Genomic DNA, 23094 nt, shown 5'->3' with positions numbered 1-23094 from the left:
GTACGGAATGAAAAGGAGTGGTGACGTTGGCTGAAAAGCGAATGCTGTCCAAGGTCATATCCATCTCGGAGAAAGTAAATACGTTACCGGACTTATTCGATATGCTGCTGTTCACATGGATGATTCCACACTCTGATGACTTCGGCAGGTTGACTGGTTCGCCTGCCAAAGTCAAAGCGTTGATAGTCCCAATGCTGAATAAGTCTATAGCCGATATTGATAGCTCTCTTGCGAGATTGAACGAAAATGGATTGATCAATTGGTATGAAGTTGACGGGGAAAAAGTGATACAAATAGAGAGTTTTGATAAGCACCAACAAGGTTTACACAAGCGAACGAAGTCCAAATTCCCAGACATTCCGGGAAATTCCGGGAAAGTCCAGAAAATTCCCACTGAACTGAACAGAACAGAACAGAACAGAAGGGAAGAGAACAGAACGGAACAAGAACAGATTCTCAGTGGTGGTAGTGATGATCTCATAAATCCTTATCGTATTTTTGAACAAGAAGGTTTCGGTACTATAAGCCCAACACTTAAAGATCAGATAGACGATCTGGTGGAAACATACGGGGTTCATTGGTACAAAGAATCAATAAAAGTTTCGGTTGTGAATGGCAAAAGATCACTTGGATATGCTCATGGGATTTTGAAACGGTGGAAAGCCTCTGGCATAGACGAACCTTGGAAGGAGGAAAGAGGAAATGAAGAGTATCAAGGCCGGTCTAAGGGAGTTCGACATGGACAAGCTTCGAGAGAAAGTGAGTTCTCTTTCCTCGATAAGTAAAACTGAACGGGAAGCTGAGGACCTAGCGAAATATCGGTGCCAGAAGTGTAAAGATGACGAATGGATTATACAGCGGAACGATGAAGGGCATGAGTACGCAGTGCCATGTGAGTGTCGGAAGGATAGAAGCGCTGAACGATTAATGAGGTCCAGCAAGATAACAGAAGAGTTCCAAAAAAAGACCTTTGGAAACTTCACCTTGGAAGGTAGACCGCTAAAAGTGTATGAGGCGAAGCAGACGGCTTGGAATTACGTTTTGAACTACGAAGAGATCAAATGTACCCGTCATAACAGTATGGCTCTCCTAGGGCGTCCTGGGTGCGGTAAAACACACTTGCTCATGGCGATATCAAACAACCTTCTAAGTAGGGGGATTGGCGTAGTTTACTTTCCGTGGGTTGAAGGGTTTAACGAAATCAAAGATAACTTCGATCTGATGGACGAACGGATACGGCAGCTACAACGTGCAGAACTACTTTACATTGACGACATGTTTAAAGGCCGCCGGGAACCAACGGATTTTCAGCTGGAGCAATTATTCGCAATTATCAATTTTAGATACCTTGAGAACAAACCAGTATTAATCAGTTCGGAGAAGACGATTGGACAGATTTGCGAATATGACGAGGGTATAGGTAGCCGGATCAACGAAATGTGCCGGGATTACAAAGTAACACTAACGGGCGGCATTGAATTGAACTACCGGCTGCAGTAGGAGGATTATGAAACAAATTGATGACTACAACCTAATAGACGAAGACTTTGAAGAATTTATGCGCCGGGGCAGGGAGAGCTTCGGGATAAAGGAGGAAAGGCCAGATGAAAGCGATGGAGAACAAGCAAGACATTGAACTTATAAATATCGTCATGAATTGCGGATTGGACTTCGATTGCCGAGTACATGCAGCCAAGGAAGTCATCAAACGGTTAGGAGTGAGTACATCATGGGACGTAAACCGAAAAATCACGAACCAGTGATGGACAGTATTTTCGAATCTCTGGAGTACCTCATATTCGAACACCTCAAGAGTGCAGATAGCATGATAGCTAAGATTTCAGAAGAAGCCGCAATATTCGGTGTTCCAGCAGCCTACAGAGAGGAATACATCAGAAATAAATTGGTGGACATGATCGATCAAATTGCAGAGCAACGGGAATCGAAGAAACCGAAAAGGGTGATAGCGTGAAGGTATTTGAAAAAGGACAAGCATACCGACCGTACTTATCATTCGGGGTGAAAGATACATTTTAGATCATAAAGACAGGTGGAGAGGCAAATGACCCGACTTATATTGCCCGGTGTAGCTCCTAGCGTTAACCACATGTACCAGAACACTTCTGGTAAACGGAGAATGAAAGTATTAAAGCCTCAAGCTCAAGCATGGTTTGACGAGACGACTTTACTTGCTAATCTATGGCGAAACAAAAACAAGTGGTCTACGTCAACAGGAAAGGTCATTGTACGGCTTTGGTATTACTTTCCCGATAAACGTAAGCGAGATACACATAACACGTTAAAAGCGCTTCTAGATGCCTTGGAAAAGGGACAGATCTACGAGGATGACAAACTAGCACTACCACGAATAATGGATTACGAAATAGACCGAGAAAATCCAAGGATCGAAATAGAATTTGAAGTGGCTGGATAGGAAAAAGTGTTCAGTCGCGGCCCGTTACTACCCTTAAACCAAACTGGTGTTCCAGTGAATACGAATTATGGAGGTAAATATGATCGAACAATACGAGCAAGTAAGAGAGTTTCACGCAGCTTTTAATCAGGAAATGCCAGAAGAACCTACATTGCTTGATAAAGGTCCATTGGCAACAAATATGTGGCTGATCGGGGCTCTGGATGACACAACGAAAGAAATTAAAGCTATCTCTTCACAAAACTACATTGGTAAAAACATTGGTGGCATGGTTGCGAAACGTATCTCTTGGATGATGGAAGAATTAACGGAGTTTGCAGCAGCTGACACACTAGAAGACCAAGTTGACGCACTGACAGACCTTATATACTTCTCTATCGGCACCTTTACCCTTATGGGAGTTAAACCAGAACCATTTTTCGCTATCGTACATGCTGCCAACATGGGCAAGTTGCATGAGGATGGTAAACCTCGGTTCAACGAGCAAGGCAAGATTGTAAAACCTGATGGATGGGCTGAAAAGTATGCGCCAGAGCCGAAAATTGAGGAAGAATTAATTCGTCAGAGCACGGTTTAACCCATATCAAAGGAGCGAATAAACGATGCCAAAATTTATATTAGTAACCGAGGATTTTCCCGGGAATGAAAACTTCGTATGTAATGACGATGGCTGCTCTTATACAGATGATCTATTGGAAGCTCTGGTTTTTGATTCGGCAGATGAAGCACAAAGAGAACGGCTTGATGATGAAAAGGTAGCTGAGTTGAAGAGTGATGATGAAAACGGCTGGTTTTACGAGGTTCAGGCTTAACCCCCATACCCCATATAACAAGGAGGTTTGAAGATGGATGAATTACAAGAAGAACAGGTTTGTCCCTATTGCGGTGAGGTTGTAGAAGACCACCTATCAAACTGGAACGATGAAGAGGAAGAAGTAACCTGTTCCAGATGTGATAAGGAATACAAAGTAAAAGCAGTTTATCGATTTGAAGGATTTCAAATAGAGAAGCAATGTGAAAAATGCGAAGAATGGACAGAAGATGGCATAGCTCTATGCGAATGCGAAGAAGAGTAGCGAACGGACTATAAATCCATACCCCATATAAGGAGAGATAACATGAAGCGCAAAATCGCAAGCCGGAAGTTAAAGAGACGGTGCGAATGTTGTGGCCGGGGCTTCGAAAAGGGTGATGTTTACTACCACGAAAGAAAGGTATGGCACTTTTACAATGGTGAGAATGAGGACATTGTTGGGGTGAATAAAACCAAATGCTCTAAGTGCCGTTACCGCGATCAAAACAGCCTTGAACGCTATGAACGATTCCAGAAGACTTGCCAACATGAAAAGATAGAATTTATTCATGAAGTGTGGGATTACATCCCAGGTGAAGCAGTGATGGAGCCGCAATATGACGAATGCCGACTATGCGGAAATCACCTTTAAGGAGAGATAACCAATGAGCGAACAGAACAAGATGTGGGAATGCCCTTCATGCGGATTTGCTTTTGATGCGACCCACCAAGACATCGATCCGGTAACTGGTAAGGGTAACGGTAACTACACATGCCCATTTTGTGAATTAGTAGAACAGGACGCTGAAATAGAGCGCCTGAAAGCACAGATCGAACGCAAGGATGAAGCACTAAGGTTTTATGCGGATGAAGAGAACTATCAAGCGAAGATCATGGAAACCGAATGGGGACCAAGCATTGCTATTGATAAGGACGGCGGAAAACGAGCTAGGGAAGCCCTATAAACCCAAGGAGGGATAAGACACCATGATTAAGATTCTGGAACTGTTTGGAGGGATAGGAGCCCCAAGGAAAGCCCTTATCAATTTGGGGATAGAGCATAAATCGATTGACTATGTCGAATGGAATGAAAAAGCCGTTCGCACCTATAATGCAATGTTTGACCACCGTTATAAGCCGGAATCGGTCCTAGGATACAATCTACAACCAGATATATTGGTTCACGGATCTCCATGTCAAGATTTCAGCATTGCAGGAAAACAATACGGTGGAAATATTGAGGATGGAACAAGAAGCTCACTGATGTTTGAAACGGTCAAAATTATTGAGAATCTTGGAGTATGGAAGCCCAAAGCAGTCATTTGGGAGAATGTAAAGAATGCTTTATCGAAAAAGATGGTATCAGCATTTAATCATTATCTAAATGATATGGAACGGTTGGGTTACACAAATTCATATGAAGTCTTGGATGCAAGGGATTATGGGATTCCACAAGCAAGAGAGAGGTTGTTTACTGTATCGCTATTAGATAACAAATGCTTTGATTTCTCTATGTTGAAGAGAAGACCAATGAGATCAATAAACGATTTTTTAGAAGAAGAAGTTGATGAAAAGTATATTGTTACACAACCGAGCATGGTCAGAAAGTTACCCGGCAAACCAATTGTGAGCGGAGACTTTAATGGACGAATGCTAGAAGAAATAAAGAACTATACGTATACCATCACCACTAAACAAATGCGTTGCCCAAATAGTGGTGTAGTGAGAATGACTGACGGTCGATATCGCTATCTAACAGAACGTGAATGTTGGAGATTGATGGGATTTGATGATAGTGATTTTGAAGCCGCGCTTAAAGAACATCCATCAAAAGAAGGTTGCTTAAACGGGACGCTATATCATCAAGCAGGCAATAGCATTGTAGTAGATGAGTTAGAAGCGATATTTGAAGTGCTGCTAAATGAAGAGTTTGCTTCTAGTGACCGAGGAATCATTTGCAACATGAAAGGGCAATTAGAACTCATTTGTTAACCCCAAGGGAGGGCAACCTCCCACATATATACCCTATAACCTAACGAGTTGGAGACACTTATTTTCGATTTTTAATACTAAACAATCCACCTATCACAGCGATCCCCACAACAAGAAAAATCCAATAAGCAATGCCCAATGTAATCACCTCTATATATAAAACACTTGGAAATACAAATAGTTACATTAGCAACGCCATCCCTTTAGAGAGGAAGAAGAGAAGATGATACGTGAAATCAAATTCAGAGCATGAGACAGTGAAACGAAAGAAATGAACTACGACTTTCTAAGCAGAAACTGGCTAAAGGTTTGCATTGAGTCTCCATACGTTGAACTCATGCAATACACCGGCGTACACGATGATACCGATGATCAGGAAGAATTGTATGACGGGGATATAGTAGATGTTGAATTTGAGGGTCAGAAGCATATTTGTAAAGTTCAGTATTGCGGCAGTGGATATATGTTTGTAGCCGATAGTCTCCCGGATGGATATCTATGGTTCTCAGATTTTATAGAGTTTGATAGGAACTATTGTTGGGCCGAAGGAACAAAGAAATTAGGCAACATATACGACAATCCCGATCTATTGGAGGGGTAGATATGAATAACCAAGTAAAGCTAATAGACCAGACAAAACTGCTGGAATGTTTGAATAAAGAATTAGAGTTTTGCATCAAGGAAAAGTTCAACGAAAAGAACACCCGATTCTACTTAGGACGTGAGACGGTTTTAACGGATATCATTAATCAAATCGAGACGGGTAAATTTGCTCCCGACACCCCACCTGTACCCACCATTAAGCCGGGAGATAGAGTTAAGCATCCAATACACGGCTTTGGTACAGCAACAGGCAAAGAAGTAAGGACAGAGCCTTGGATAGCTGTCCAATTTGATAACTATAATTACTTGACTACTGAATCAATTAAAGATTTGGAGGTAGTGGAATGAAGAAATGTAGTGTATGCCTTGAAGATGTAGAGATCTATGCGGACGAAATCGGAGAACTATGTGAACACTGTGCGGATGATCTGAAAATCTGGGAGCAGAGTGAGGTAGTGGAATGAGTAGAGACTGGCAAAAGGATATGACAAGGGAAGAGATACAAGAGCTATCTGGAAAAAAACTCGACTGGGAAATTGCTAAATTTATGGGCGTTAACGAGAAACTTTTCAGGTTCGCATATGAGATGGGAAACTTTAATTACTCTTCTGACATATCCGCAGCATGAGAAGTAGTAAAGAAACTACGCAAAGACAACTGGTGGATAGTGCTTAACTCTGAAGGCGAGAAAGGACCGCACTCTATTACTGGGATCTGCATCAGCAAGCCTATGGATGTGAAGCCGAAGAAGCACCTGAAGCAATATGCAAGGCAGCGTTATTGGTCGCCTATGACCTACCAGGGGAGGAAACAACACCGAGACAATAGTAGAAGATGCAGAGTATAACTTTGACATTTAAAAAAAACATGTGAAATAAGCTTATGAAAAATAAAAAAAGAGGAGCCCTTTGAACACCTCTTTCTCCTTGAATTCGATTAGATTTTAGAAGCTATTATGACTCTCATGATATTGGCGATCTCCTGGTTCTTTTCAGCTTCTGACCAAAGAAACATTCTGATAGCATTATTCAACATTACGACAAAGAAGGAAATTACTAATCCTAATAAAAATAAAAAAATAAGAGTATACAAGCTGGTTAAGTATTTACCAACAAATTCTGTCCACAAGGGAATTAAAAACACTCCAATCGTACCAATTGGAATCCATTTGTTACTTTTGGTGTTCTTGCTAAGCGACTCTAAATGTTCAGCCATTCTTGTTATGTAATCAACGTTATCTATTCTCATACTATTCAATTTTGTTGCAATTCTGTCCGTCCGATATCCAAAAAGTATATCATTCACATAATCCATTGGTTTCTTACTTGGAAGTGAAAGATATCGTTGATTTAGACTGTTTTCAAAGTTTGATTTTAGGGATTCATTCCTTGACTTGATGGCAAGATTGCCAAGAGTCAAAGAAACTAAAAGTGATCCGATTGAAAGAAATGACAGTAAAAACATTGATGATAACAAGAATATGAAGAGAAGCATTACCCCAATAACAAGTAATAATAAACCACCCCATAGATAAAAGAAATCTCTCTTAGTTGTTGGGATAAGCTTGCCGCTTGATAGTTCAATATCATAAAAATCTGTAATTTCTTTAATATTTGAAACAAAGTTCAGTCCAACCCTTTCTTCCATATATGACCACTCCTTTTTATATTTTTTACTACGTATGTGCATTGAATTCAGATTCAAAAATATGAAAATAAAGTTTTTTGAAATCTCTGTTAAAGCGCATAAATGTCAATTTACGATACTCTATCAAGTAATTTTAAATTATTAAACACGGAGGAAATTAACCATGAGACCTGACACCATAACAGCACAAACACATTTGGTCTGGACGGAGAAAGCGCAGGAAGAGAATCCAAAGAGATCCAGAGCAGGTGAACCAATATGGCACCATTACCTGAACGAAGCTCCTGCACAATGGCTAAAGGATGGATTAATCTGTGATGCAAGTGAGTTTGTAAAGGATGGACAGACGGACTTATTCGATTATATTGAGGGGTGAACACCGTGGAAGAATTATTGGATCAATATAAAAAGACCAGAGCACTGCTTATGAAAGCAAAAGGTGAGCCCATGGACGAAGAAGATACCAAGCTAATAAACAGCATGTTATCTGATGTACAGTTTGCCATCGACTGGTTACAGAGAGGCCACACACCTGAAGCGAGGCGAGGTATTCACCGGAGATCCGGGCGGCAGCGTACTATGTTGGTTGATCCATTACGGATGCAGTCATATGCTCAACTTGCAGCCTGTGGTAGCCCAACAACGTTGTCTGACCATGAACGGTTTCAAATAGATGATGCACTGTCCACACTGAGCGAGAGAGAGAAACAGGCTTACATTCTTCGGTATGGTTTGTGTTTCAGTATAGGGCAGGTGGCGCTTGAAATGGATCTAACACGAAGTTCAGTGCAGAAGATGCTCGAACGTGCTACAGAGAAAGTGACTAAAAATAAAATAAATAGTCTCTTTCTATGTGGTTAAAAAATCTAGCCTAAAATTAAAACCTTGCGAATATTATACTTGTAAGGTTTTTCCTTTACAATTAGGACTTTGGTTGTATAATCGGTAATATATGGTGAAAAACGGGGTATCTAATAAATGAGTAAATTAAATAGATTTCTGGAATTTCGCAGTAAATTTGATAGCATCGATGAAAAAAAATTAGAACTGGAAAAGAATGAAATTGAAACGAAAAGAGAGTTTATGCGATGGGCTGAAAATTATTTTACCCGCGATGTCAGAGAACATATAATACAATTGTGTATTGAAAAAAAATTACCAGATTGGCGATTACAGGAACTTAAAAATTCTCATACGAAATGGGAAAAATCAAAAGAAAACCTGTCTATAGCAGATGTTTCACTTTTTGCAGAAATACAAATTAATCACTCTGATGGATTTCAAAAAGATAAAAAATCTAGAATTAAAAAAATGGTGGATTTCATGAATTGGGGGGGACTATAAAATGTATTCCTTCGATTTAATTATTGATAAGTCTAATGATTATAATGTTTTGTTGGAAAATACCGCTCATCATTTTGATGTGGATTTCTATAAGCAATCTGATAGTTATGCGGATGCATTTAACGATGAAAAAAAATTCATTGTTAGTGCCAGTCCATCAAAAATTAGTTTTATTCTTCCCGAGTCATCTGATCTAAAGGAGTTATTAATTGATGTAGTACCTTTTCTAAAAGAAAATTTTAATGACCAAATAGTAGGAGTACGATGTATTGGGAGAGAAGAGAAAATTAATAATATAAATATTTCAAATGTAAAGACAGTTATATTCAGATAAGAAAGGAAAAAAAATCATGAATGCTGACCTAAAAGGAAATATTACAAATATATTAGAAAGCTTGGAAGTGCCATTTTCATATAATGAAGATACCGAGATATTCACTTTAATGATTAAAAACGAATCTTCAGCATATTATGTAGCTTTATGGTATCGCGAAGGTATTAATGCACTCAATTTTTCAGCGCCCTTAACAAAGACTTTGTCTAGAGATCAATTAAATGACTTCGCTATTGACTTGTTGATAGAAAACGATACCCTTGCGTTCGGAAACATTGGCATATTTCATATTGAAAAAAAGGATGTATATGCTGTTGTCTATAACATAACAATTACTTTGGAGAGAGGTTCTGGGATACATATTATTTCAGAAGTTGAAATTAATGAGTATATTAGTTACATGATGTTTCTGTTTCCTGGATTAACACAGAAGATAGGTGAAAGTGTAGGAATTCAATATAGTGTATAATTTGTTACAATTTATCATATTTATGCTATTCTTTGTTCTAGCTATTTTAAGATTACAAGATAATGACTTCCCTCTTCTTATCATAATCAACAGTGGCTCTTTTGTTTTTTCCATTTTTTTTGCATTTTATACTGCTATTGATAAAATTAATAGACTGAAATCTAAAACAAAGGAACAAAAGGAAAGAGTCGATATATTATATGCTTATGCGTTCTCTGTAGCTATAATAGGAGTAGGATTATTAACTTATTTGGGTTATCACAAGTTAGTTAGTATACCTATTGCTGACTCGCTTTCTATTATTGCATTCGGAATATCATGTTCAAATAATTTTATATCGAATGCACTTATATATAGGGTATGTAAAGATTCAGTGTGAAGTTACCAACTCTCAATCTCTTGAGTAAAGATATCAATGAGAATTAAAGGTTGTTTTTTCCTTTACAATTTATAGTAGTATAACTCTCTATCAAAGGAACCATTTAAACTATATTTCACTTCTTGCTAAAGCTACCTATAGGTAGCTTTTTTGTTTGTGCTACTGAACAAAAAAAGACCCGCCAAAATGACGGGTTACTTACGATTGTATATAGCAGCTTCTTCCTTACGAGCTAGGACATCAGAGCGCCAGAATAACCGTTCACGGTTTGTCTCTTTAACTGGCGTAAGCTTACCGCGTTTCACGAATGAATGAAGGTTCTGACGAGTACACTCCAGGATCTCCATAGCTTCGGCGGTACTGACAAGCTCTTCTTTAATAAACTTAGTCATTTCTTCCTTGCTTTCGAATTGATACATTTAAAACTTCACCACCAAGATAATACTGTTTACAATGCTGATAAACAAGGCTGTATAAGTTATAACCGTAGTTGCTTTTTCTTTACGTGTCACAGCTTATCACTCCTTCTTATGATATAATCGAAGGGCAAGGCACTCCATTATATTTCATACCCTAATCCCTAGCCCCTTGCGGGGCTGAGGTTTCGGGTTCTCCTACTTGGTGAGCAGGATGATGATGGTGAGGATTGAGTTTATCAAGGTAACGACTGCAATCGCCAACTTGATGTTTAGCTCTCTTTCCTCTTTGTGCCTTGCCCTTCTAGGTTTCATATGTATCTCACCTCCTTATGTATTAATTATACTAAATATGTTTACGTACGTCAACAAATATTTGACGAATATCTTTGTTTGAGCCGCCTTTTTGGTGGCTTTTTTGTTATTGTCATTTTCATTATTCGACAATTCAACCTCTTTAATTACATATAATTACAATAAATATAAAACTAATGTATTATATCCTAATATATAACATTAATGGTACTATTGAATAAATCGGCCGATAAACAAAATAGAGAGGCGGAATACATATGAAGTTGAAAAAGTTATTTTCTATCCTTTTAGTATCAGCAAGTCTCATGACTGTTTCGCAATCTGCTTTTGCTGATGTAGGTCAAAAAAGTGATGCTGGAACAGTAACACCAACTGTTGCCGGTATTGGGGATTCAGTTGAAACTGCGATAACTCTTATTCCAGGGCAATTCTATGACTTATATTTATCGAGCGCCTCAGATAAGGATTGGTTTAAGTGGAAAAACACATCAAACGAACCCATGATTATGCAAAATTTTATGAATCCTTCAATGGGTAAATGTGAATTTGAACTTTCCATGTTTATCGAGTATGCTAGTGGACGAAAATCTGATGTTGTTTATGCCCATAAGCCAGGTGGGACTTATCCATTAAGACTATCTAACTTCGAGATACCTAGTGGAGCTACTGTATACTTCTCAATAGGTTCAACTGACAAATATGTGATGGAACAATATTCGTTTTTATTTACAGCTTTCCGTGATTAAAACATTAGCCGCTGATTCCTCAGCGGTTTTTTGTCGTACACTTGCCACCTATATATGAGAGGTGAATCGCATATTGGATCAATTTCTGGTATGGATCACAATAATCATATAGAAGGATGGCATGCCGTAGCCCTTATAAAGATAAGCCCGCTGGGGAAAGACCGGATTGGTCGGCGCGGCTATTCCTTCAAAACAAACGTATAACACCTTAACATATCGAATACTCCATCCTTGCTAATCATTTCCTTTGCCGTGATCCCAACGGTTAAAGGATGGATCCCGAGTGCATGCCGTCCACGTAAGAAAGAGGCGGCAAATAAAAAAAACACCCCTGATAACCAGAGGTGTGAGTGGTCAAAGGAATCTAGAATTGCGAATAAGTATAACGGCTTTGTCAGGTAATACGTCGATTGTTCCTAGATCCTCATGCTGGATACTATGATCATCGAGGAGTTGTTTTGTTGTCGAGTTTATGTAACTAAAGTATTTATAATCTGGATAGTCTTCATCTTCGTGACGATCAACAGTGTAGTGGAGTACTTCCCTCTCTTTGGTGTAAGGAACTCCTTTCTCTGCACGATCAATTTGTTCAGAATGTAAGACTTTCATAATGTTAGTTTGAAGTGTAGCGCTATCTGTAACTGAATCATGACCGATGACAAGAAACATAATTTTCTCCTCCTCATTATTAATTCGAGATATTTAGATTAATTTCTTTAATGTGTCGTCAAAAGGCGCCTTTAATATTTCACTGAGAGGATGATGTAATGCGAATCAAGAAATCAAGAACAATTTAAATAACGCCACAAATGACAATAAAGGCAATACTCGCGATGAGGTTAGAGTCGCATTTACAGGGTAGGCTTATACAATTGATGAGTTTTGCCTAACAGTTGAGAAAAGTCTCTTGCTATAACCAAACTAGAAGAAATTATGATGTGGGCAGACGCTTCTATAGCGTGCAACGATTAAGCTTATCAGTGATTGGAGATATTGAAATCAGAAGGAGGGATGGTCTATGAGCCAAAGTACGAAAGATCTCAGTCAAGAACTCTCCAACCGTGAGGGAATCGAGACAATTTCAGTTGAACCATATGAGGAGATTAAAATCACAGTTGGACAGCAAGAAAAAGTGTTCACTGGCCCAGCTGTGATTTTGATCAATCAGGATTAGAGCTTCTGATAAGGATATCTGTCTTTGATATGAGAAGCCAAATAACTACCGTGTGAAGACGCGGACATCAGACCGCTATATACACTTTGCGGAACGCCAGAGTAGGAGTAAGTGGTCCCACTGTTAAATCTAACATAGAGCGTTGATGAATTTTCGTCATAAGCAATAGCGTCAATGTTTGATGAGTTAACTGATCTCCAATTCAAACTGAACACCTCCCTTGATTTAGTTCTTTCGACATAAAAAGAGGTAAATCCTTCCTCTCCGTAGAAGTATCGTGTCGAGAGGAGGTGAATTATCTTGATTGAGGAGCTAATTAATACCGGTGAAGAGTTAAAGGCGCAGGTTAAACCCGGGGACAAACATGGTCAGATGATTTCAGGGATTGAATTCGAAACTTGGGCGGCAAAGACTATTTTCTTTCTTGAAAAAGAATTTGCAGGGAGCGCCATAACACAAAAAGCTGTGGAAAGAAACAAAAGTCTCAACTCAGGCAGCTTCAACAACTACGAATTTTTGTTAGCGACTTTATACGCTGCAAAAGATATGTTGGATGAGAAGAAGAAAGAAGATGAGGCAACTGCTGAACTTTTTAGACAATTGAACAGTTAGAAACTATAAGCATCCTAAGGGGTGCTTTTTTATTTGCTCAAGAAAGGAAGGTGGGTGATATGACATGAGCTTACCAGAGAAACAGAAAAGGTTCGCTGATTACTATATTGAACTTGGTGATGGTACAGAAGCTTATATAAGAGCAGGTTATAAAGTTAAAAGCAGAGATGTAGCAAAAGTGAATGCTAGTAGGCTGCTAACGAATGCTAACGTGAAGAAGTACATCGATGGACTCATATCTGAAAAAGATAGTGAACGGATAGCCAAACAGGATGAGGTGTTAGAATTCCTAACCGATGTAATGCGTGGTCAAATCAAAGAACAGTTTCCTTTAGGGTTGGGTATGGGTGAACAAACTCTTGTCAAAAAGGAACTGGACGGTAAAGATCGTATCAAAGCCGCTGAATTGCTTGGAAAACGTTATGCAATGTGGACTGACAAACAACAGTTAGATGGTGTTGTGGGTGTGCAGATTATGGATGACATAGGTGGTGAGGATGATGACAGCAGTTAAGGTTAAATTGTCCGAAAAGGTCACACCACACTTTCATTCGTTCTGGAAAGCATCCAATTCACACCGATATTTACGGCATGTATGCAAAGGCGGTCGGGGTTCTGGTAAATCTTCTAATATAGCACTGAAGATCATTAAAGACATGATGAAGTATCCAGTAACAGCCTTATGTATCCGAAAAGTCGCTAGGACGCTTGAAGAATCAGTATTTGAGCAGCTAAAAGAAGCTATTGATATCCTAGGCGTATCGCAATACTGGCGTGTTATGAAGTCACCTCTACAGCTTGTATATCTACCACGAGGGAATAAAATAATATTCCGAGGTGCTGACGATCCGCTAAAGATCAAATCTATCAAAGTTGCAAAGTTCCCGATTACTATTATGTGGATTGAGGAGCTTGCCGAGTTCAAAACTGAAGATGAAGTCACGACCATTGAAAACTCTGTGTTACGTGCGGAGTTACCCGATGGTCTTTTTTATGCGTTCTATTACTCTTACAACCCACCAAAGAGAAAACAATCATGGGTTAACAAGAAGTATGAAACGCAGTTCACCCCACCGAACACATACATTCATCATTCAACATTTAAAGAGAATCCGCATATCTCCAAAGCGTTTATAGAAGAAGCTGAGGAAGTGAAACGGAAGAACGAACAGAAGTATGAGTGGGAATATGAGGGTAAGGCAATCGGCTCCGGTGTTGTTCCCTTTGATAATCTTGTGTTCCGCAAGATCACAGAGGATGAAGTTAAAACCTTCGATAACATCAGGCAAGGTAATGACTGGGGTTATGGTAATGATCCATTGGCATTTGTCCGTTGGCACTACGATAAAACCAGAAGAATTATTTATGCCCTAGATGAAGTTTACGGTGTGAAGATATCGAACCGAGAACTCGCTGAGAAGTTAAAGGAAAAGGGATACCATACACTTTCAACCTTAGCTGATAGCGCAGAGCCGAAGTCTATTGATGAAATGAAGCAAGAACACGGCGTGAGGATGAAAGGCGCTAAGAAAGGACCAGGAAGCGTTGAATATGGTGAAAAGTGGCTTGATGATCTGGAGGCTATCGTAATTGATCCAAACCGTACTCCTAACATTGCTCGGGAGTTCGAAAACATCGACTACCAGATGGATTCAGATGGTAACCCACGCACCAAACTTGAAGATAAGGATAATCACACTATTGATGCTACGAGATATGCTTTTGAGGACGATATGCAGCGCAGTGGCGTGTCATTCAAATAGAAAGGAGGTACACCGTGAGTACATTACAAGACATCTTAAGCAACCTAGACGAAAACGCACCAATGAGCCTAGAAGAAATCATTCGAATGGAATTATCAGAGTGGGAGCGATCCGAGAAGAGAGAGTCCATGGAGATCGGAAAGAGATATTACCGAATCAAGAACGATATCTTAGGACGTAAGCGCACTACGATTGATGAGAATGGCAGACAAATCGAAGTTAATAACTTGGCTAATAACCGGATTCCGCATGGATTTGTGAGAAAGCTCGTTGATCAGAAGGTAGGATACTTACTCTCACGACCGTTTATGATTGAGACGGAGAACGAAACCTATCAGAAGTTGCTTGATAGTTTTTTCGATCAAAGTTTCAGACGTAAGTTTAAAAACCTCGGTAAAGAGGCTATCAACGCCGGAAGGTCATGGTTACAGTTATACTACACGGCAGATGGAGAGCTTGCGTTTAAACCGCTTGAGTCTGAAGAGTGTCTACCATTATGGAGAGATGCAGCACATACCGAACTGGATGCCTTTATTCGCTCTTATAGCGTAGAAACTTACGTAGCAAAGTCCAAGAAGGATATGAAGCGTGTGGAGTTCTGGAATCATGAAGGTGTTCGGACATATGAGGAAGAAGCCGGAAAACTGAAACTCGTGGATCACAGAGGACACTTCTCAGCCATTGAACAGGTGGATGGTGAGGATGTTGAAACGTCAATGAATTGGGAACGGCTGCCGTTTATTTGTTTCAAGTATAACGAAGAGGAACAGCCGCTTATTGAGTTGATTAAACAGCAGGTGGATGATTACGATAAGCGTATTTCGGATAATTCCAATAACCTTGAGGATCTTCCTAATAGTATTTACGTGGTTAAGAACTTCAATGGTACGGGTGGGGAAGAGTTCAGGAAGAATATCTCTTTGTTCCGTGTTGCTTTTGTTGATAATGAGGGTGGCGTGGACACGATTAACCTTGAGATCAACACAGAAGCTCACAAGACTCACATAGAACAGACCAGACGGGATATATACGAGTTTGGGCGTGGTGTTGATACACAGTCTGATAAATTCGGAAATAGTCCTTCTGGTATTGCGCTTCGCTTCCTTTACTCTGATTTGGACATGGACGCTAACGACATTGAGAGCGAGTTTCAGGCTGGATTAGAACAACTTCTATGGTTCATTGATACCCATATAGCAAACACTGGCCAAGGTGATTATATGAATGAACCAGTTGAGTTTATCTTTAACCGAGACATCCTAATTAATGAGACTGAAGCTGTTACCAATGCGAGAGATAGTGTAGGAATCCTCTCCAAAGAAACTATCATCGCTAACCATCCATGGACCACAAACACCAAGGAAGAAATGGATCGAGTGGCTAAAGAAGAAACAGAAGCTGAAGAGAAGTTTAACCAAGGCCAGTATAACGGCTTGGGAGAAGTTGATAAGCCATGAGATCCGCAGAGTATTGGCAAAAACGAGCAGAACAAATAGCAGAAGCACAGCACCGTAAAGCTGATCAATACGCGCAGAGACGTTTAAAAGGTGAATATGCTCGTGCAATGGCTGAGATTGAAAAGGAAATCGAAGCTTTTTATTCGAGGTTTGCTATGAACAACGGCACGATGACATATGCTGAAGCTCAGAAGGTGCTTGACGGAAATGAGCTGAGTGAGTTCCGAATGGGTGTTGACAGGTTTATTGAGCTTGCTAAAGATAATCCAGACGGGCAATGGACCAAGATCCTAAACAACGCCTCATATAAGGTGCGTATATCTCGTTTACAGGCATTAAAGATCCAAATGCAAGGAGTTATTCAGAATCTCAGCATGGCTGAAGATAAAGGATTATCTGCGCTACTATCTGATGTATATAGCGAGAGTTACTATCGAACGATTTATGAGGTCCAGAAAGGAATAGGACTGGGTGGGTCGTTCGCTAGGATTGATCTGGATACTCTAGAAACTGTCATCAAAAACCCTTGGGTTGGTTCTAACTTTTCTCAACGTATCTGGGGCAACAATAACAGGCTTGTACAGCGTCTTATCACTGAGTTCAGCCAATCACTGATTCGAGGTGAAGGAGCTCGTCAGACGGTCCATATTCTATCAGATAGGATGAATGTAAGTTATAGGGGTGCTGAACGATTAGTGCGGACAGAGACTAGCCATATTCAAAATGAAGCTGCGTTTAGTGGATATGAATCAAGTGGTGTTGTAAAGAAGTATGAGTTTCTAGCTACTTTAGACAGAAAAACAAGTGAGATATGCCGCGCAATGGATAACAAAGTATTCGCGTTGGCAGAAAAAGAGATTGGTGTTAACTTTCCACCGTTACATCCTTATTGTCGATCTACGGTCGTACCGTATTTCGATGACGAGTTGAATCCGGTCGAAAGGCTGGCGCGAGGTGATGATGGAGAGTTTATCAAGGTACCGGATAATATGTCTTATAAGCAATGGTATGACCAATATGTTGATAACAAACAGAATGTAAGCGAATAATGGGCTGTGAATGAGACTTTCATAGCCCTTTTTGCTCGTTTGCCGGAGCATAACGGCTACCCATGGCGGGGTTGCGCTAAAAAAACCAAATGGGAGTGTTGAATAATGGATTTGAAAGATTTACTAGGTGAGGAGCTTTATAACCAGGTCATAGCAAAGGCAGGTGATAAACATAAAATAGCTGTTGTATCTGATGGTGCTTGGATTCCAAAGGATAAATTCAATGAAGTGAATGAGTCTAAGAAGAAGCTTGAGGGAGATCTTACCGAGCGAGATAAACAACTGGCTGGATTGAAAAAGGATGCCGGTGATAACGAGGCATTAAAAGAACAGATCGATAAGTTACAGCAAACCAATAAGGAAGCAGCTGATAAGTATGCTGCAGATATGAAAGAACTACAACTAAGTACGGCTCTAAAACTGGCTCTGGCTGGTGATGTACATGATCCCGATATCGTATCTGGGTTATTGGACAAAACGAGAATAGAGATCAACGAGGACGGCACCATTAAGGGCGGTCTGGATGATCAAATCAAAGGTCTTCGTGAGTCGAAGGCTTTTTTGTTTGTGGAAAAACAGGAAACCAAACCAGCATTTCGAGGGGCCAAGCCTCTTGACGGAAGTGGTAATCCGGGCGGTGGATCAGGAAGCGTAGGATCAAGTTTTGCCAAGGCAGCAAATGACAGCGGAAAAGCCCCCGCAGCTGCTGAATCACTTTGGGGCTAAGAAAGGAGTTTTAACATGCCATATATAAAATCTGTTTCAAATTACGAGCGTATTAATTTTCTTGCATCTTCTAAATTCCAATCGTTTACGTACTTGGTTAGTGATACTGGTGTCATTGTTGGTGATGACGGGAAGAAAGTTGTCAAAGCAGGAACGATTCTCCCGGCAAACGATGGAACGGCGAAGGGGATTCTACTTAATGATGTAGACGTAACTGACGGACCGCAACCGGGGTCTTTGATTGAAGAAGCATACATCTTGGAAGATCGTCTGCACACAGCCCCAACAGTAGAAGCAAAAACAGCACTCAAAGAAATTAAATTTAAATAAGAGGAGGCTACTAATATGACTGATATTTTGGAACTATTTAATCAAAAAACAGTATTGGACTATTTGCAAGAAAGAACGTATCAAACATATGCAGCCGGTGAATCTCTATTCCCTGAAGAAAAGTTCGATACACTTGAGTTTGAATATCTGGTAGGGGCAAATGATTTGCCGGTCGTAGCTAAAGTACACGCCTTTGATACTGAAGCAGAGATCGGGTCCATTGAGGCTGCTCAACAGGCGCTCGAAGCTGCATACATCAAGAAAAAGTATCAAATTAAAGAAAAAGATTTGATTGCATTGAAGTTCCCTCGCACAGAGCAAGAACAAAAATATCTCACTCAACGCGTGTTCAACTTGATTGATAAGGCGGTAAATGATGTTCGTGCAGCGGCTGAACTAATGCGTATGCAAGTTTTAGCTAATGGCGTGTTGGACTTGCAGTTGCATGTTCCCGGAGAATCGACAACACTGACACTGGATTACCACGTGCCAACCGATCATAAAGAGGTCCTTTCTGGAACAAGCCTGTGGAATACGGATACAGCGGATGTGCTTGGTGATCTGGAGCGCTGGGCTAGCGCATTAGACATAACACCAACACGAGCTTTAACATCTAAAAAGATTGCTGGCGCAATGTTGCGAAACTCTAAGATCATTGGATATCTATACGGTACTGGATCTGGTAGAATGGCAAACCTAGCCGATCTAAACGCTTTCCTGACTCAACAAGGACTGCCGGCTATAGCTGTTTATGATACCGGACAAAACTCTAAATACCGTGAGCAAAAAGCCGATGGAACCTACACCACGAGCAGTTACTTCCCGGACAATAAATTTGTGATGTTTGGCGATGGACCGTTAGGCCAAACTTTATACGGGCCGACACCGGAAGAATCGCGAATGGTCCTTGGTGGAGCAGACGTTTCCGCAGTGGGCAAAGTCATTGCCATGATATACGAAGAGGGCAAAGACCCGATTTCAACTTGGGCAAAAGCAGCAGCAACGGCAATACCGTCATTCCCACAGGCAAATAATGTCTTCCAAGCACAGGTGCTATAAAGGAGGAAATAGATATGAAGGTAGAAGTTAAAAACATCCCTATTCGGCATAATGGCACACTTTACTCCAAAGGAGAGGCGTTAAGTATTCAAGAAAATGAATACGAACGCCTTAAACAGCATGTAGAGATACTGGAACAGGAAGAAGAGCCACAACTTGATCTAGACAAACCTGTTGAGGATATGAAGCTTGAAGAACTTAAAGCATATGCCAAGCTTAAAGAAATCAGCCTTGATGGAGTAGGTAAGACCAAGGGTGATATTCTAGCTGCTATCCAAGCAGTAGAAAACCAACACAATGACAGGGGCGGCCAATAGGCTGCTCTTTTCTTTTAGGTGGTGGAATGAATGGAACTTACTGATAAGGTAGCAGCTGTTATACAACGAAGATATAGACTCCCAGAGAGCGTGAGCAGTCTGGTTGATTCGTATATTGACGAAGCTGGTACACACATCATGAACTATTTGGGTTACACCTCTATTCGCCAAATTCCAGAAGCATTGAAGTATACCTGGGCAAACATTGCTATGGCTGCTTTTAAGGCTGAACAATCTCATATGGAGGAATTGGACGATATCCTTGCAGGTGTCGCCGCGGTCAAGATTGGTGACACAACTGTAGAGGCTGGCGGATCATCTGGTGGTATAACGAGCGCCATGAACTGGTATGATGCAGATCTCCGAAGATTCCGAAAATTGAGGTGGTAGCCGTGAATATCAGACGCTACCGAAAAGCTTTGGAAAAGACGTATACAGACAAAACTTCGGTCTATCGACATGAAAAAGTTAAGGATCCAAACACGAAAGAAACCAAACTTGTGCCGGTTGCTTTCATTATTGATCAACCTTGCCGCATTTCACAAAAGGCGCTCGGACAAAACAACCAATCAGAAGCCGAGAATACTATCCAGTATGAAACCAAATTGTTCATCGCTCCTGAGTTGGAGATTAAACAGGGAGATATGTTGGAAGTGACCAGAGGTGTAGTGAAGCGCAAATACACAGCTGGTGAACCATTCGTTTATTCCACACACCAAGAGATCAGCATTCAGCGTCAGGAGTGGGCTTAGTGGCTAAATGGGGGAAAGTTGATTTCTCGGATTTGGATGAGATGGCTAAATCCTTCAAGAAGGCGTTGGACGAACGAGTGATTGATCGTTTTATTGAAGACTTTTTGTTAGAAATGGCTTACCGAGCTAATCGGAAGATAAAGAAACGTACTCCTGTTGGTAAGGATACAGAAATGCCCGGAAACCTTAGGCGAAACTGGAAAGTTAGCAGGGTTGTACGAAAAGGAAGATCTTTTGAGGTTGATAATTATAACGACACCCACTATGCCATTTATGTAGAGTACGGACATCGTAATGGTAAAGATCTGACCAATTGGGTTGAAGGTCAATTTATGATGACGATCAGCATGCAAGAAATCGAAAGAGAGCTTCCGAGATACTTGGAGCGCCGTATGACTGAGCTATTGAATAACATCATGAATGGGCGACCGAGAAAGAGGTGATGTGATGCAAGAAGTCACATTTAACGATGTGAGGTATGCTGTTCACGATGTATTAGATACTGCATTTCCTAAAATTCCAATTGCGGGTGAAGAAATCAAGCAGGGGTTAAAACCACCCTGCTTTTTTGTTCGCTTTTTGGAGCCTGAGCACTCGAAAGAGATAGGCAGAAGATATAAAAGATATCATCCCTTGGTCATCCGTTACTTCGATGAAAATCAGAAAAATGAAGCTATGTATAATATGGCTGAAAAGTTGTCTAGCTCATTAGAGTGGATTGAAGTTAAAGGAATGAAGACCCGTGGTGATGGGATGAGATTCGAAATCGTGGACGAAGTCTTACATTTCTTAGTTGAATATAACTTCCACGTTTTGAAACCAAAGGATCCAGCTGAGAAGATGGGACGATTAGAACAGGAGGGACGCTTGAAATGAGCAAAAAAGAAGCTGAGCTTCAGACGCAATTAGCTCCACGCTACACCAAGGAACAGCTGGTCAGGGCCAAACGGTTTACCACATCAGATAAGGATATCCTGACAGCTCTGCTAATGTCTGATAAGACATACGCGCTGGAAGATGCTGAAGGTGTAATTAAATCATTTAAGGAGAGAGAGGTGTAAGCATGGCAGGAGGTACTTGGAAGACGCAAAATAAGAAACGAGCTGGTGTCTATATCAATATTGAGACAACAGGACAAAGCCTCGGTACGATCGGGGAACGCGGTGTTGCATCATTGCCCCTATCATTACCTTGGGGACCATCCAAACAAATTATCACCGTTGAGGCTGGGGCCGATACCCAAGAGGTGCTAGGCTATGATATCACCGCACCAGAGCTTCTACCACTACGTGAAGCGCTGAAAAGAGCGAGCAAAGTACTATTGTATCGTTTAAATGCAGGTACTGTTGCAACAGCTACAAATACCGGGCTTACAGTAACCGCTAAATACGGCGGATTGAGGGGTAACGATATCCGAATAATCGTCCAGAACAATATTGATGATGAAGCAAAGTTTGACGTCATAACGTTGCTTGATGGCGAGGTTGTAGATACTCAGATTGTATCCACTATTGAGGGACTGGTCGAGAACAATTGGGTGAAATTCTCAGGTACTGGAGCACCAGAGGTAACTGCAGGCATGAATCTGACCGGAGGTGCTGACGGTACTATAACCAATGCGGATCACACAGGGTATCTCAGTACAATTGAAGGATATGAGTTTAATACGATTGGCCTTTTGAGCACTGATGCTTCACTTAAGCCTGTCTATATGGCTGCTGTAAAACGCATGAGGGAGAATGAAGGTAAAAAGATTCAGGTGGTTATGTCAGACTACTCTGCAGCTGACTATGAGGGTGTTATCAGCGTGAAAAACGGCGTGGTACTCTCAGACGGAACAGTCTTGGATAAGGTGAAAGCTGTAGCTTGGGTTACGGGAGCGACAGCAGGAGCAGCCGCTAATGAGTCTCTGACTTATGCATCTTATGAGGATGCTGTGGATGTAGATACTCGTTACACGAATAGCGAAATTGAAGCCGCGCTTACCGCTGGAGATTTCTTATTTATTCATTCTAACGGAAAGGCAGTAGTTGAACAGGACATTAATACATTTACTTCGTTTACACCTACAAAAGGCCGAGAACGTTCCAAGAACCGTGTGCTTCGGGTGCTGGATAGTTTGGCGAACGATTTAAAAAGGATCTTCGAACAGTTTTATATCGGTAAGGTTGATAACAACGCGGACGGCAGGGCGCTATTTCGAAAAGAAATTGCTAAATACATTGACATTCTGGTTGAGATCGGAGCAGTTCAGAACTTTGACGCACAAACGGATATTACAGTCTTACAGGGCAACGTATCTGACAGTGTTTATGTCGAAATCAACATTCAGCCAGTCGATGCAATTGAAAAAATCTACATGCGGGTTCAAGTCCGCTAAGGG

The 23094-nt window shown here is 40.8% G+C and carries 41 protein-coding genes and 1 pseudogene; 38 read left to right on the top strand and 4 right to left on the bottom strand.

What is annotated here, in order from left to right; translation table 11 throughout:
• Positions 1–20 precede the first annotated feature (20 nt).
• The 15 genes from AC3WJJ_RS12945 (at position 21) to AC3WJJ_RS12875 (ending at position 6450) form a co-directional block, all read left to right on the top strand.
• A complete protein-coding gene (locus AC3WJJ_RS12945; RefSeq protein ID WP_492541123.1) occupies positions 21–785 on the top strand; it encodes a DnaD domain-containing protein in 765 nt (254 codons plus the stop codon).
• Positions 703–1500, top strand: a complete 798-nt coding sequence (locus tag AC3WJJ_RS12940) for an ATP-binding protein (RefSeq protein ID WP_492541121.1) — start codon at positions 703–705, stop codon at positions 1498–1500. The genes AC3WJJ_RS12945 and AC3WJJ_RS12940 overlap by 83 nt, the downstream gene beginning before the upstream one ends.
• A 7-nt stretch (positions 1501–1507) precedes the next feature.
• Positions 1508–1636 carry a hypothetical protein gene (locus tag AC3WJJ_RS12935; RefSeq protein WP_492541119.1) on the top strand — a complete coding sequence of 43 codons (129 nt, stop codon included), beginning with the start codon at positions 1508–1510 and terminating at the stop codon, positions 1634–1636.
• Positions 1605–1763 (top strand): hypothetical protein, encoded by a 159-nt coding sequence (locus AC3WJJ_RS12930; protein WP_492541117.1) that lies wholly within the window; start codon positions 1605–1607, stop codon positions 1761–1763. Before AC3WJJ_RS12935 ends, AC3WJJ_RS12930 begins: the two co-directional genes overlap by 32 nt.
• Positions 1730–1972, top strand: a complete 243-nt coding sequence (locus AC3WJJ_RS12925) for a hypothetical protein (protein ID WP_492541116.1) — start codon at positions 1730–1732, stop codon at positions 1970–1972. Before AC3WJJ_RS12930 ends, AC3WJJ_RS12925 begins: the two co-directional genes overlap by 34 nt.
• Positions 1973–2062: 90 nt before the next feature.
• Positions 2063–2434: a RusA family crossover junction endodeoxyribonuclease gene (locus AC3WJJ_RS12920; RefSeq protein WP_492541114.1), complete on the top strand. Its 372-nt coding sequence runs from the start codon at positions 2063–2065 to the stop codon at positions 2432–2434.
• A gap of 79 nt (positions 2435–2513) precedes the next feature.
• On the top strand, positions 2514–3011 hold the full coding sequence (locus AC3WJJ_RS12915) for a pyrophosphohydrolase domain-containing protein (RefSeq protein WP_492541112.1): 498 nt from the start codon (positions 2514–2516) through the stop codon (positions 3009–3011).
• A gap of 25 nt (positions 3012–3036) precedes the next feature.
• The gene (locus AC3WJJ_RS12910; protein ID WP_492541110.1) at positions 3037–3246 is read left to right on the top strand and encodes a hypothetical protein; all 210 of its coding nucleotides are present in this window, start codon (positions 3037–3039) and stop codon (positions 3244–3246) included.
• 33 nt (positions 3247–3279) lie between these two features.
• Positions 3280–3510: a hypothetical protein gene (locus AC3WJJ_RS12905; RefSeq protein WP_492541108.1), complete on the top strand. Its 231-nt coding sequence runs from the start codon at positions 3280–3282 to the stop codon at positions 3508–3510.
• 42 nt (positions 3511–3552) lie between these two features.
• The gene (locus tag AC3WJJ_RS12900) at positions 3553–3879 is read left to right on the top strand and encodes a hypothetical protein (RefSeq protein ID WP_492541106.1); all 327 of its coding nucleotides are present in this window, start codon (positions 3553–3555) and stop codon (positions 3877–3879) included.
• Positions 3880–3892: 13 nt separating this feature from the next.
• Positions 3893–4192, top strand: a complete 300-nt coding sequence (locus tag AC3WJJ_RS12895; RefSeq protein WP_492541104.1) for a hypothetical protein — start codon at positions 3893–3895, stop codon at positions 4190–4192.
• 22 nt (positions 4193–4214) lie between these two features.
• Entirely contained in the window at positions 4215–5219 is a 1005-nt protein-coding gene (locus tag AC3WJJ_RS12890; protein WP_492541103.1) for a DNA cytosine methyltransferase, read from the top strand.
• 271 nt (positions 5220–5490) lie between these two features.
• Positions 5491–5820 carry a YopX family protein gene (locus AC3WJJ_RS12885; protein ID WP_492541101.1) on the top strand — a complete coding sequence of 110 codons (330 nt, stop codon included), beginning with the start codon at positions 5491–5493 and terminating at the stop codon, positions 5818–5820.
• A gap of 2 nt (positions 5821–5822) precedes the next feature.
• Positions 5823–6170, top strand: coding sequence for a hypothetical protein (locus AC3WJJ_RS12880; protein WP_492541099.1), 348 nt, complete (start codon positions 5823–5825; stop codon positions 6168–6170).
• A gap of 112 nt (positions 6171–6282) precedes the next feature.
• On the top strand, positions 6283–6450 hold the full coding sequence (locus tag AC3WJJ_RS12875; protein WP_492541097.1) for a hypothetical protein: 168 nt from the start codon (positions 6283–6285) through the stop codon (positions 6448–6450).
• Between the two features lie 308 nt (positions 6451–6758).
• Here AC3WJJ_RS12875 and AC3WJJ_RS12870 read toward each other — a convergent pair whose 3' ends face one another.
• The gene (locus AC3WJJ_RS12870; RefSeq protein WP_492541095.1) at positions 6759–7469 is read right to left on the bottom strand and encodes a hypothetical protein; all 711 of its coding nucleotides are present in this window, start codon (positions 7467–7469) and stop codon (positions 6759–6761) included.
• A 163-nt stretch (positions 7470–7632) separates the two neighbouring features.
• On the opposite strand from AC3WJJ_RS12870, the gene AC3WJJ_RS12865 reads away from it, so the two are divergent.
• From AC3WJJ_RS12865 to AC3WJJ_RS12845, 5 genes are all read left to right on the top strand, one after another.
• Positions 7633–7845, top strand: coding sequence for a hypothetical protein (locus AC3WJJ_RS12865; RefSeq protein WP_492541093.1), 213 nt, complete (start codon positions 7633–7635; stop codon positions 7843–7845).
• Positions 7846–7850: 5 nt separating this feature from the next.
• Positions 7851–8330 (top strand): sigma factor-like helix-turn-helix DNA-binding protein, encoded by a 480-nt coding sequence (locus tag AC3WJJ_RS12860; RefSeq protein WP_492541091.1) that lies wholly within the window; start codon positions 7851–7853, stop codon positions 8328–8330.
• A gap of 117 nt (positions 8331–8447) precedes the next feature.
• Complete coding sequence (locus tag AC3WJJ_RS12855; protein WP_492541089.1) at positions 8448–8813, top strand: hypothetical protein; 366 nt, start codon at positions 8448–8450, stop codon at positions 8811–8813.
• Between the two features lies 1 nt (position 8814).
• Positions 8815–9147 carry a hypothetical protein gene (locus AC3WJJ_RS12850; RefSeq protein WP_492541087.1) on the top strand — a complete coding sequence of 111 codons (333 nt, stop codon included), beginning with the start codon at positions 8815–8817 and terminating at the stop codon, positions 9145–9147.
• A gap of 16 nt (positions 9148–9163) precedes the next feature.
• On the top strand, positions 9164–9616 hold the full coding sequence (locus AC3WJJ_RS12845; protein ID WP_492541085.1) for a hypothetical protein: 453 nt from the start codon (positions 9164–9166) through the stop codon (positions 9614–9616).
• 573 nt (positions 9617–10189) lie between these two features.
• Here the strand turns inward: AC3WJJ_RS12845 and AC3WJJ_RS12840 are convergent.
• Positions 10190–10414 (bottom strand): helix-turn-helix domain-containing protein, encoded by a 225-nt coding sequence (locus tag AC3WJJ_RS12840; RefSeq protein ID WP_492541083.1) that lies wholly within the window; start codon positions 10412–10414, stop codon positions 10190–10192.
• A gap of 569 nt (positions 10415–10983) precedes the next feature.
• Between AC3WJJ_RS12840 and AC3WJJ_RS12835 the strand changes: the two genes are divergently transcribed.
• Positions 10984–11472 (top strand): hypothetical protein, encoded by a 489-nt coding sequence (locus AC3WJJ_RS12835; RefSeq protein WP_492541082.1) that lies wholly within the window; start codon positions 10984–10986, stop codon positions 11470–11472.
• A gap of 354 nt (positions 11473–11826) precedes the next feature.
• Here the strand turns inward: AC3WJJ_RS12835 and AC3WJJ_RS12830 are convergent, their stop codons facing one another.
• Complete coding sequence (locus tag AC3WJJ_RS12830; protein ID WP_492541080.1) at positions 11827–12141, bottom strand: hypothetical protein; 315 nt, start codon at positions 12139–12141, stop codon at positions 11827–11829.
• Positions 12142–12372: 231 nt separating this feature from the next.
• On the opposite strand from AC3WJJ_RS12830, the pseudogene AC3WJJ_RS12825 reads away from it, so the two are divergent.
• Together AC3WJJ_RS12825 and AC3WJJ_RS12820 are read left to right on the top strand one after the other, a co-directional pair.
• Positions 12373–12444, top strand: a pseudogene (locus AC3WJJ_RS12825) (Acb2/Tad1 domain-containing protein); the annotation flags it as partial.
• Positions 12445–12490: 46 nt separating this feature from the next.
• Complete coding sequence (locus AC3WJJ_RS12820; RefSeq protein WP_492541078.1) at positions 12491–12646, top strand: BC1881 family protein; 156 nt, start codon at positions 12491–12493, stop codon at positions 12644–12646.
• On the opposite strand, the gene AC3WJJ_RS12815 is transcribed toward AC3WJJ_RS12820, so the two are convergent.
• Positions 12643–12861, bottom strand: coding sequence for a KTSC domain-containing protein (locus tag AC3WJJ_RS12815; RefSeq protein WP_492541076.1), 219 nt, complete (start codon positions 12859–12861; stop codon positions 12643–12645). The genes AC3WJJ_RS12820 and AC3WJJ_RS12815 overlap by 4 nt on opposite strands.
• Positions 12862–12946: 85 nt before the next feature.
• Here AC3WJJ_RS12815 and AC3WJJ_RS12810 point away from each other — a divergent pair, with 85 nt between their 5' ends.
• The 15 genes from AC3WJJ_RS12810 (at position 12947) to AC3WJJ_RS12740 (ending at position 23091) form a co-directional block, all read left to right on the top strand.
• Positions 12947–13258, top strand: coding sequence for a hypothetical protein (locus AC3WJJ_RS12810; protein WP_492541074.1), 312 nt, complete (start codon positions 12947–12949; stop codon positions 13256–13258).
• Between the two features lie 64 nt (positions 13259–13322).
• Positions 13323–13772 carry a terminase small subunit gene (locus AC3WJJ_RS12805; protein WP_492541072.1) on the top strand — a complete coding sequence of 150 codons (450 nt, stop codon included), beginning with the start codon at positions 13323–13325 and terminating at the stop codon, positions 13770–13772.
• A complete protein-coding gene (locus tag AC3WJJ_RS12800; protein ID WP_492541070.1) occupies positions 13759–15021 on the top strand; it encodes a PBSX family phage terminase large subunit in 1263 nt (420 codons plus the stop codon). The genes AC3WJJ_RS12805 and AC3WJJ_RS12800 overlap by 14 nt, the downstream gene beginning before the upstream one ends.
• Positions 15022–15035: 14 nt before the next feature.
• Positions 15036–16478 (top strand): phage portal protein, encoded by a 1443-nt coding sequence (locus AC3WJJ_RS12795; RefSeq protein ID WP_492541068.1) that lies wholly within the window; start codon positions 15036–15038, stop codon positions 16476–16478.
• Positions 16475–17527, top strand: coding sequence for a minor capsid protein (locus AC3WJJ_RS12790; RefSeq protein WP_492541066.1), 1053 nt, complete (start codon positions 16475–16477; stop codon positions 17525–17527). Before AC3WJJ_RS12795 ends, AC3WJJ_RS12790 begins: the two co-directional genes overlap by 4 nt.
• 105 nt (positions 17528–17632) lie before the next feature.
• Positions 17633–18253 (top strand): phage scaffolding protein, encoded by a 621-nt coding sequence (locus tag AC3WJJ_RS12785; RefSeq protein ID WP_492541065.1) that lies wholly within the window; start codon positions 17633–17635, stop codon positions 18251–18253.
• A 15-nt stretch (positions 18254–18268) separates the two neighbouring features.
• Positions 18269–18583, top strand: coding sequence for a hypothetical protein (locus AC3WJJ_RS12780; RefSeq protein ID WP_492541063.1), 315 nt, complete (start codon positions 18269–18271; stop codon positions 18581–18583).
• 15 nt (positions 18584–18598) lie between these two features.
• On the top strand, positions 18599–19642 hold the full coding sequence (locus AC3WJJ_RS12775) for a major capsid protein (RefSeq protein ID WP_492541061.1): 1044 nt from the start codon (positions 18599–18601) through the stop codon (positions 19640–19642).
• A 14-nt stretch (positions 19643–19656) separates the two neighbouring features.
• Positions 19657–19959: a hypothetical protein gene (locus tag AC3WJJ_RS12770; RefSeq protein WP_492541059.1), complete on the top strand. Its 303-nt coding sequence runs from the start codon at positions 19657–19659 to the stop codon at positions 19957–19959.
• Between the two features lie 30 nt (positions 19960–19989).
• On the top strand, positions 19990–20349 hold the full coding sequence (locus AC3WJJ_RS12765; protein WP_492541057.1) for a hypothetical protein: 360 nt from the start codon (positions 19990–19992) through the stop codon (positions 20347–20349).
• Positions 20350–20351: 2 nt separating this feature from the next.
• The gene (locus tag AC3WJJ_RS12760; RefSeq protein ID WP_492541056.1) at positions 20352–20711 is read left to right on the top strand and encodes an ABC transporter ATP-binding protein; all 360 of its coding nucleotides are present in this window, start codon (positions 20352–20354) and stop codon (positions 20709–20711) included.
• On the top strand, positions 20711–21154 hold the full coding sequence (locus AC3WJJ_RS12755) for an HK97 gp10 family phage protein (protein WP_492541054.1): 444 nt from the start codon (positions 20711–20713) through the stop codon (positions 21152–21154). Before AC3WJJ_RS12760 ends, AC3WJJ_RS12755 begins: the two co-directional genes overlap by 1 nt.
• A gap of 4 nt (positions 21155–21158) precedes the next feature.
• Positions 21159–21587 carry a phage tail terminator family protein gene (locus AC3WJJ_RS12750; protein WP_492541052.1) on the top strand — a complete coding sequence of 143 codons (429 nt, stop codon included), beginning with the start codon at positions 21159–21161 and terminating at the stop codon, positions 21585–21587.
• On the top strand, positions 21584–21772 hold the full coding sequence (locus AC3WJJ_RS12745) for a hypothetical protein (protein ID WP_492541050.1): 189 nt from the start codon (positions 21584–21586) through the stop codon (positions 21770–21772). The genes AC3WJJ_RS12750 and AC3WJJ_RS12745 overlap by 4 nt, the downstream gene beginning before the upstream one ends.
• A gap of 2 nt (positions 21773–21774) precedes the next feature.
• The gene (locus tag AC3WJJ_RS12740) at positions 21775–23091 is read left to right on the top strand and encodes a phage tail sheath family protein (protein WP_492541048.1); all 1317 of its coding nucleotides are present in this window, start codon (positions 21775–21777) and stop codon (positions 23089–23091) included.
• Positions 23092–23094 lie beyond the last annotated feature (3 nt).

The sequence above is a fragment of the Paenibacillus sp. FW507-14B1B genome, assembly GCF_058781425.1.
This window is presented reverse-complemented; position numbering and strand designations above follow the sequence as displayed.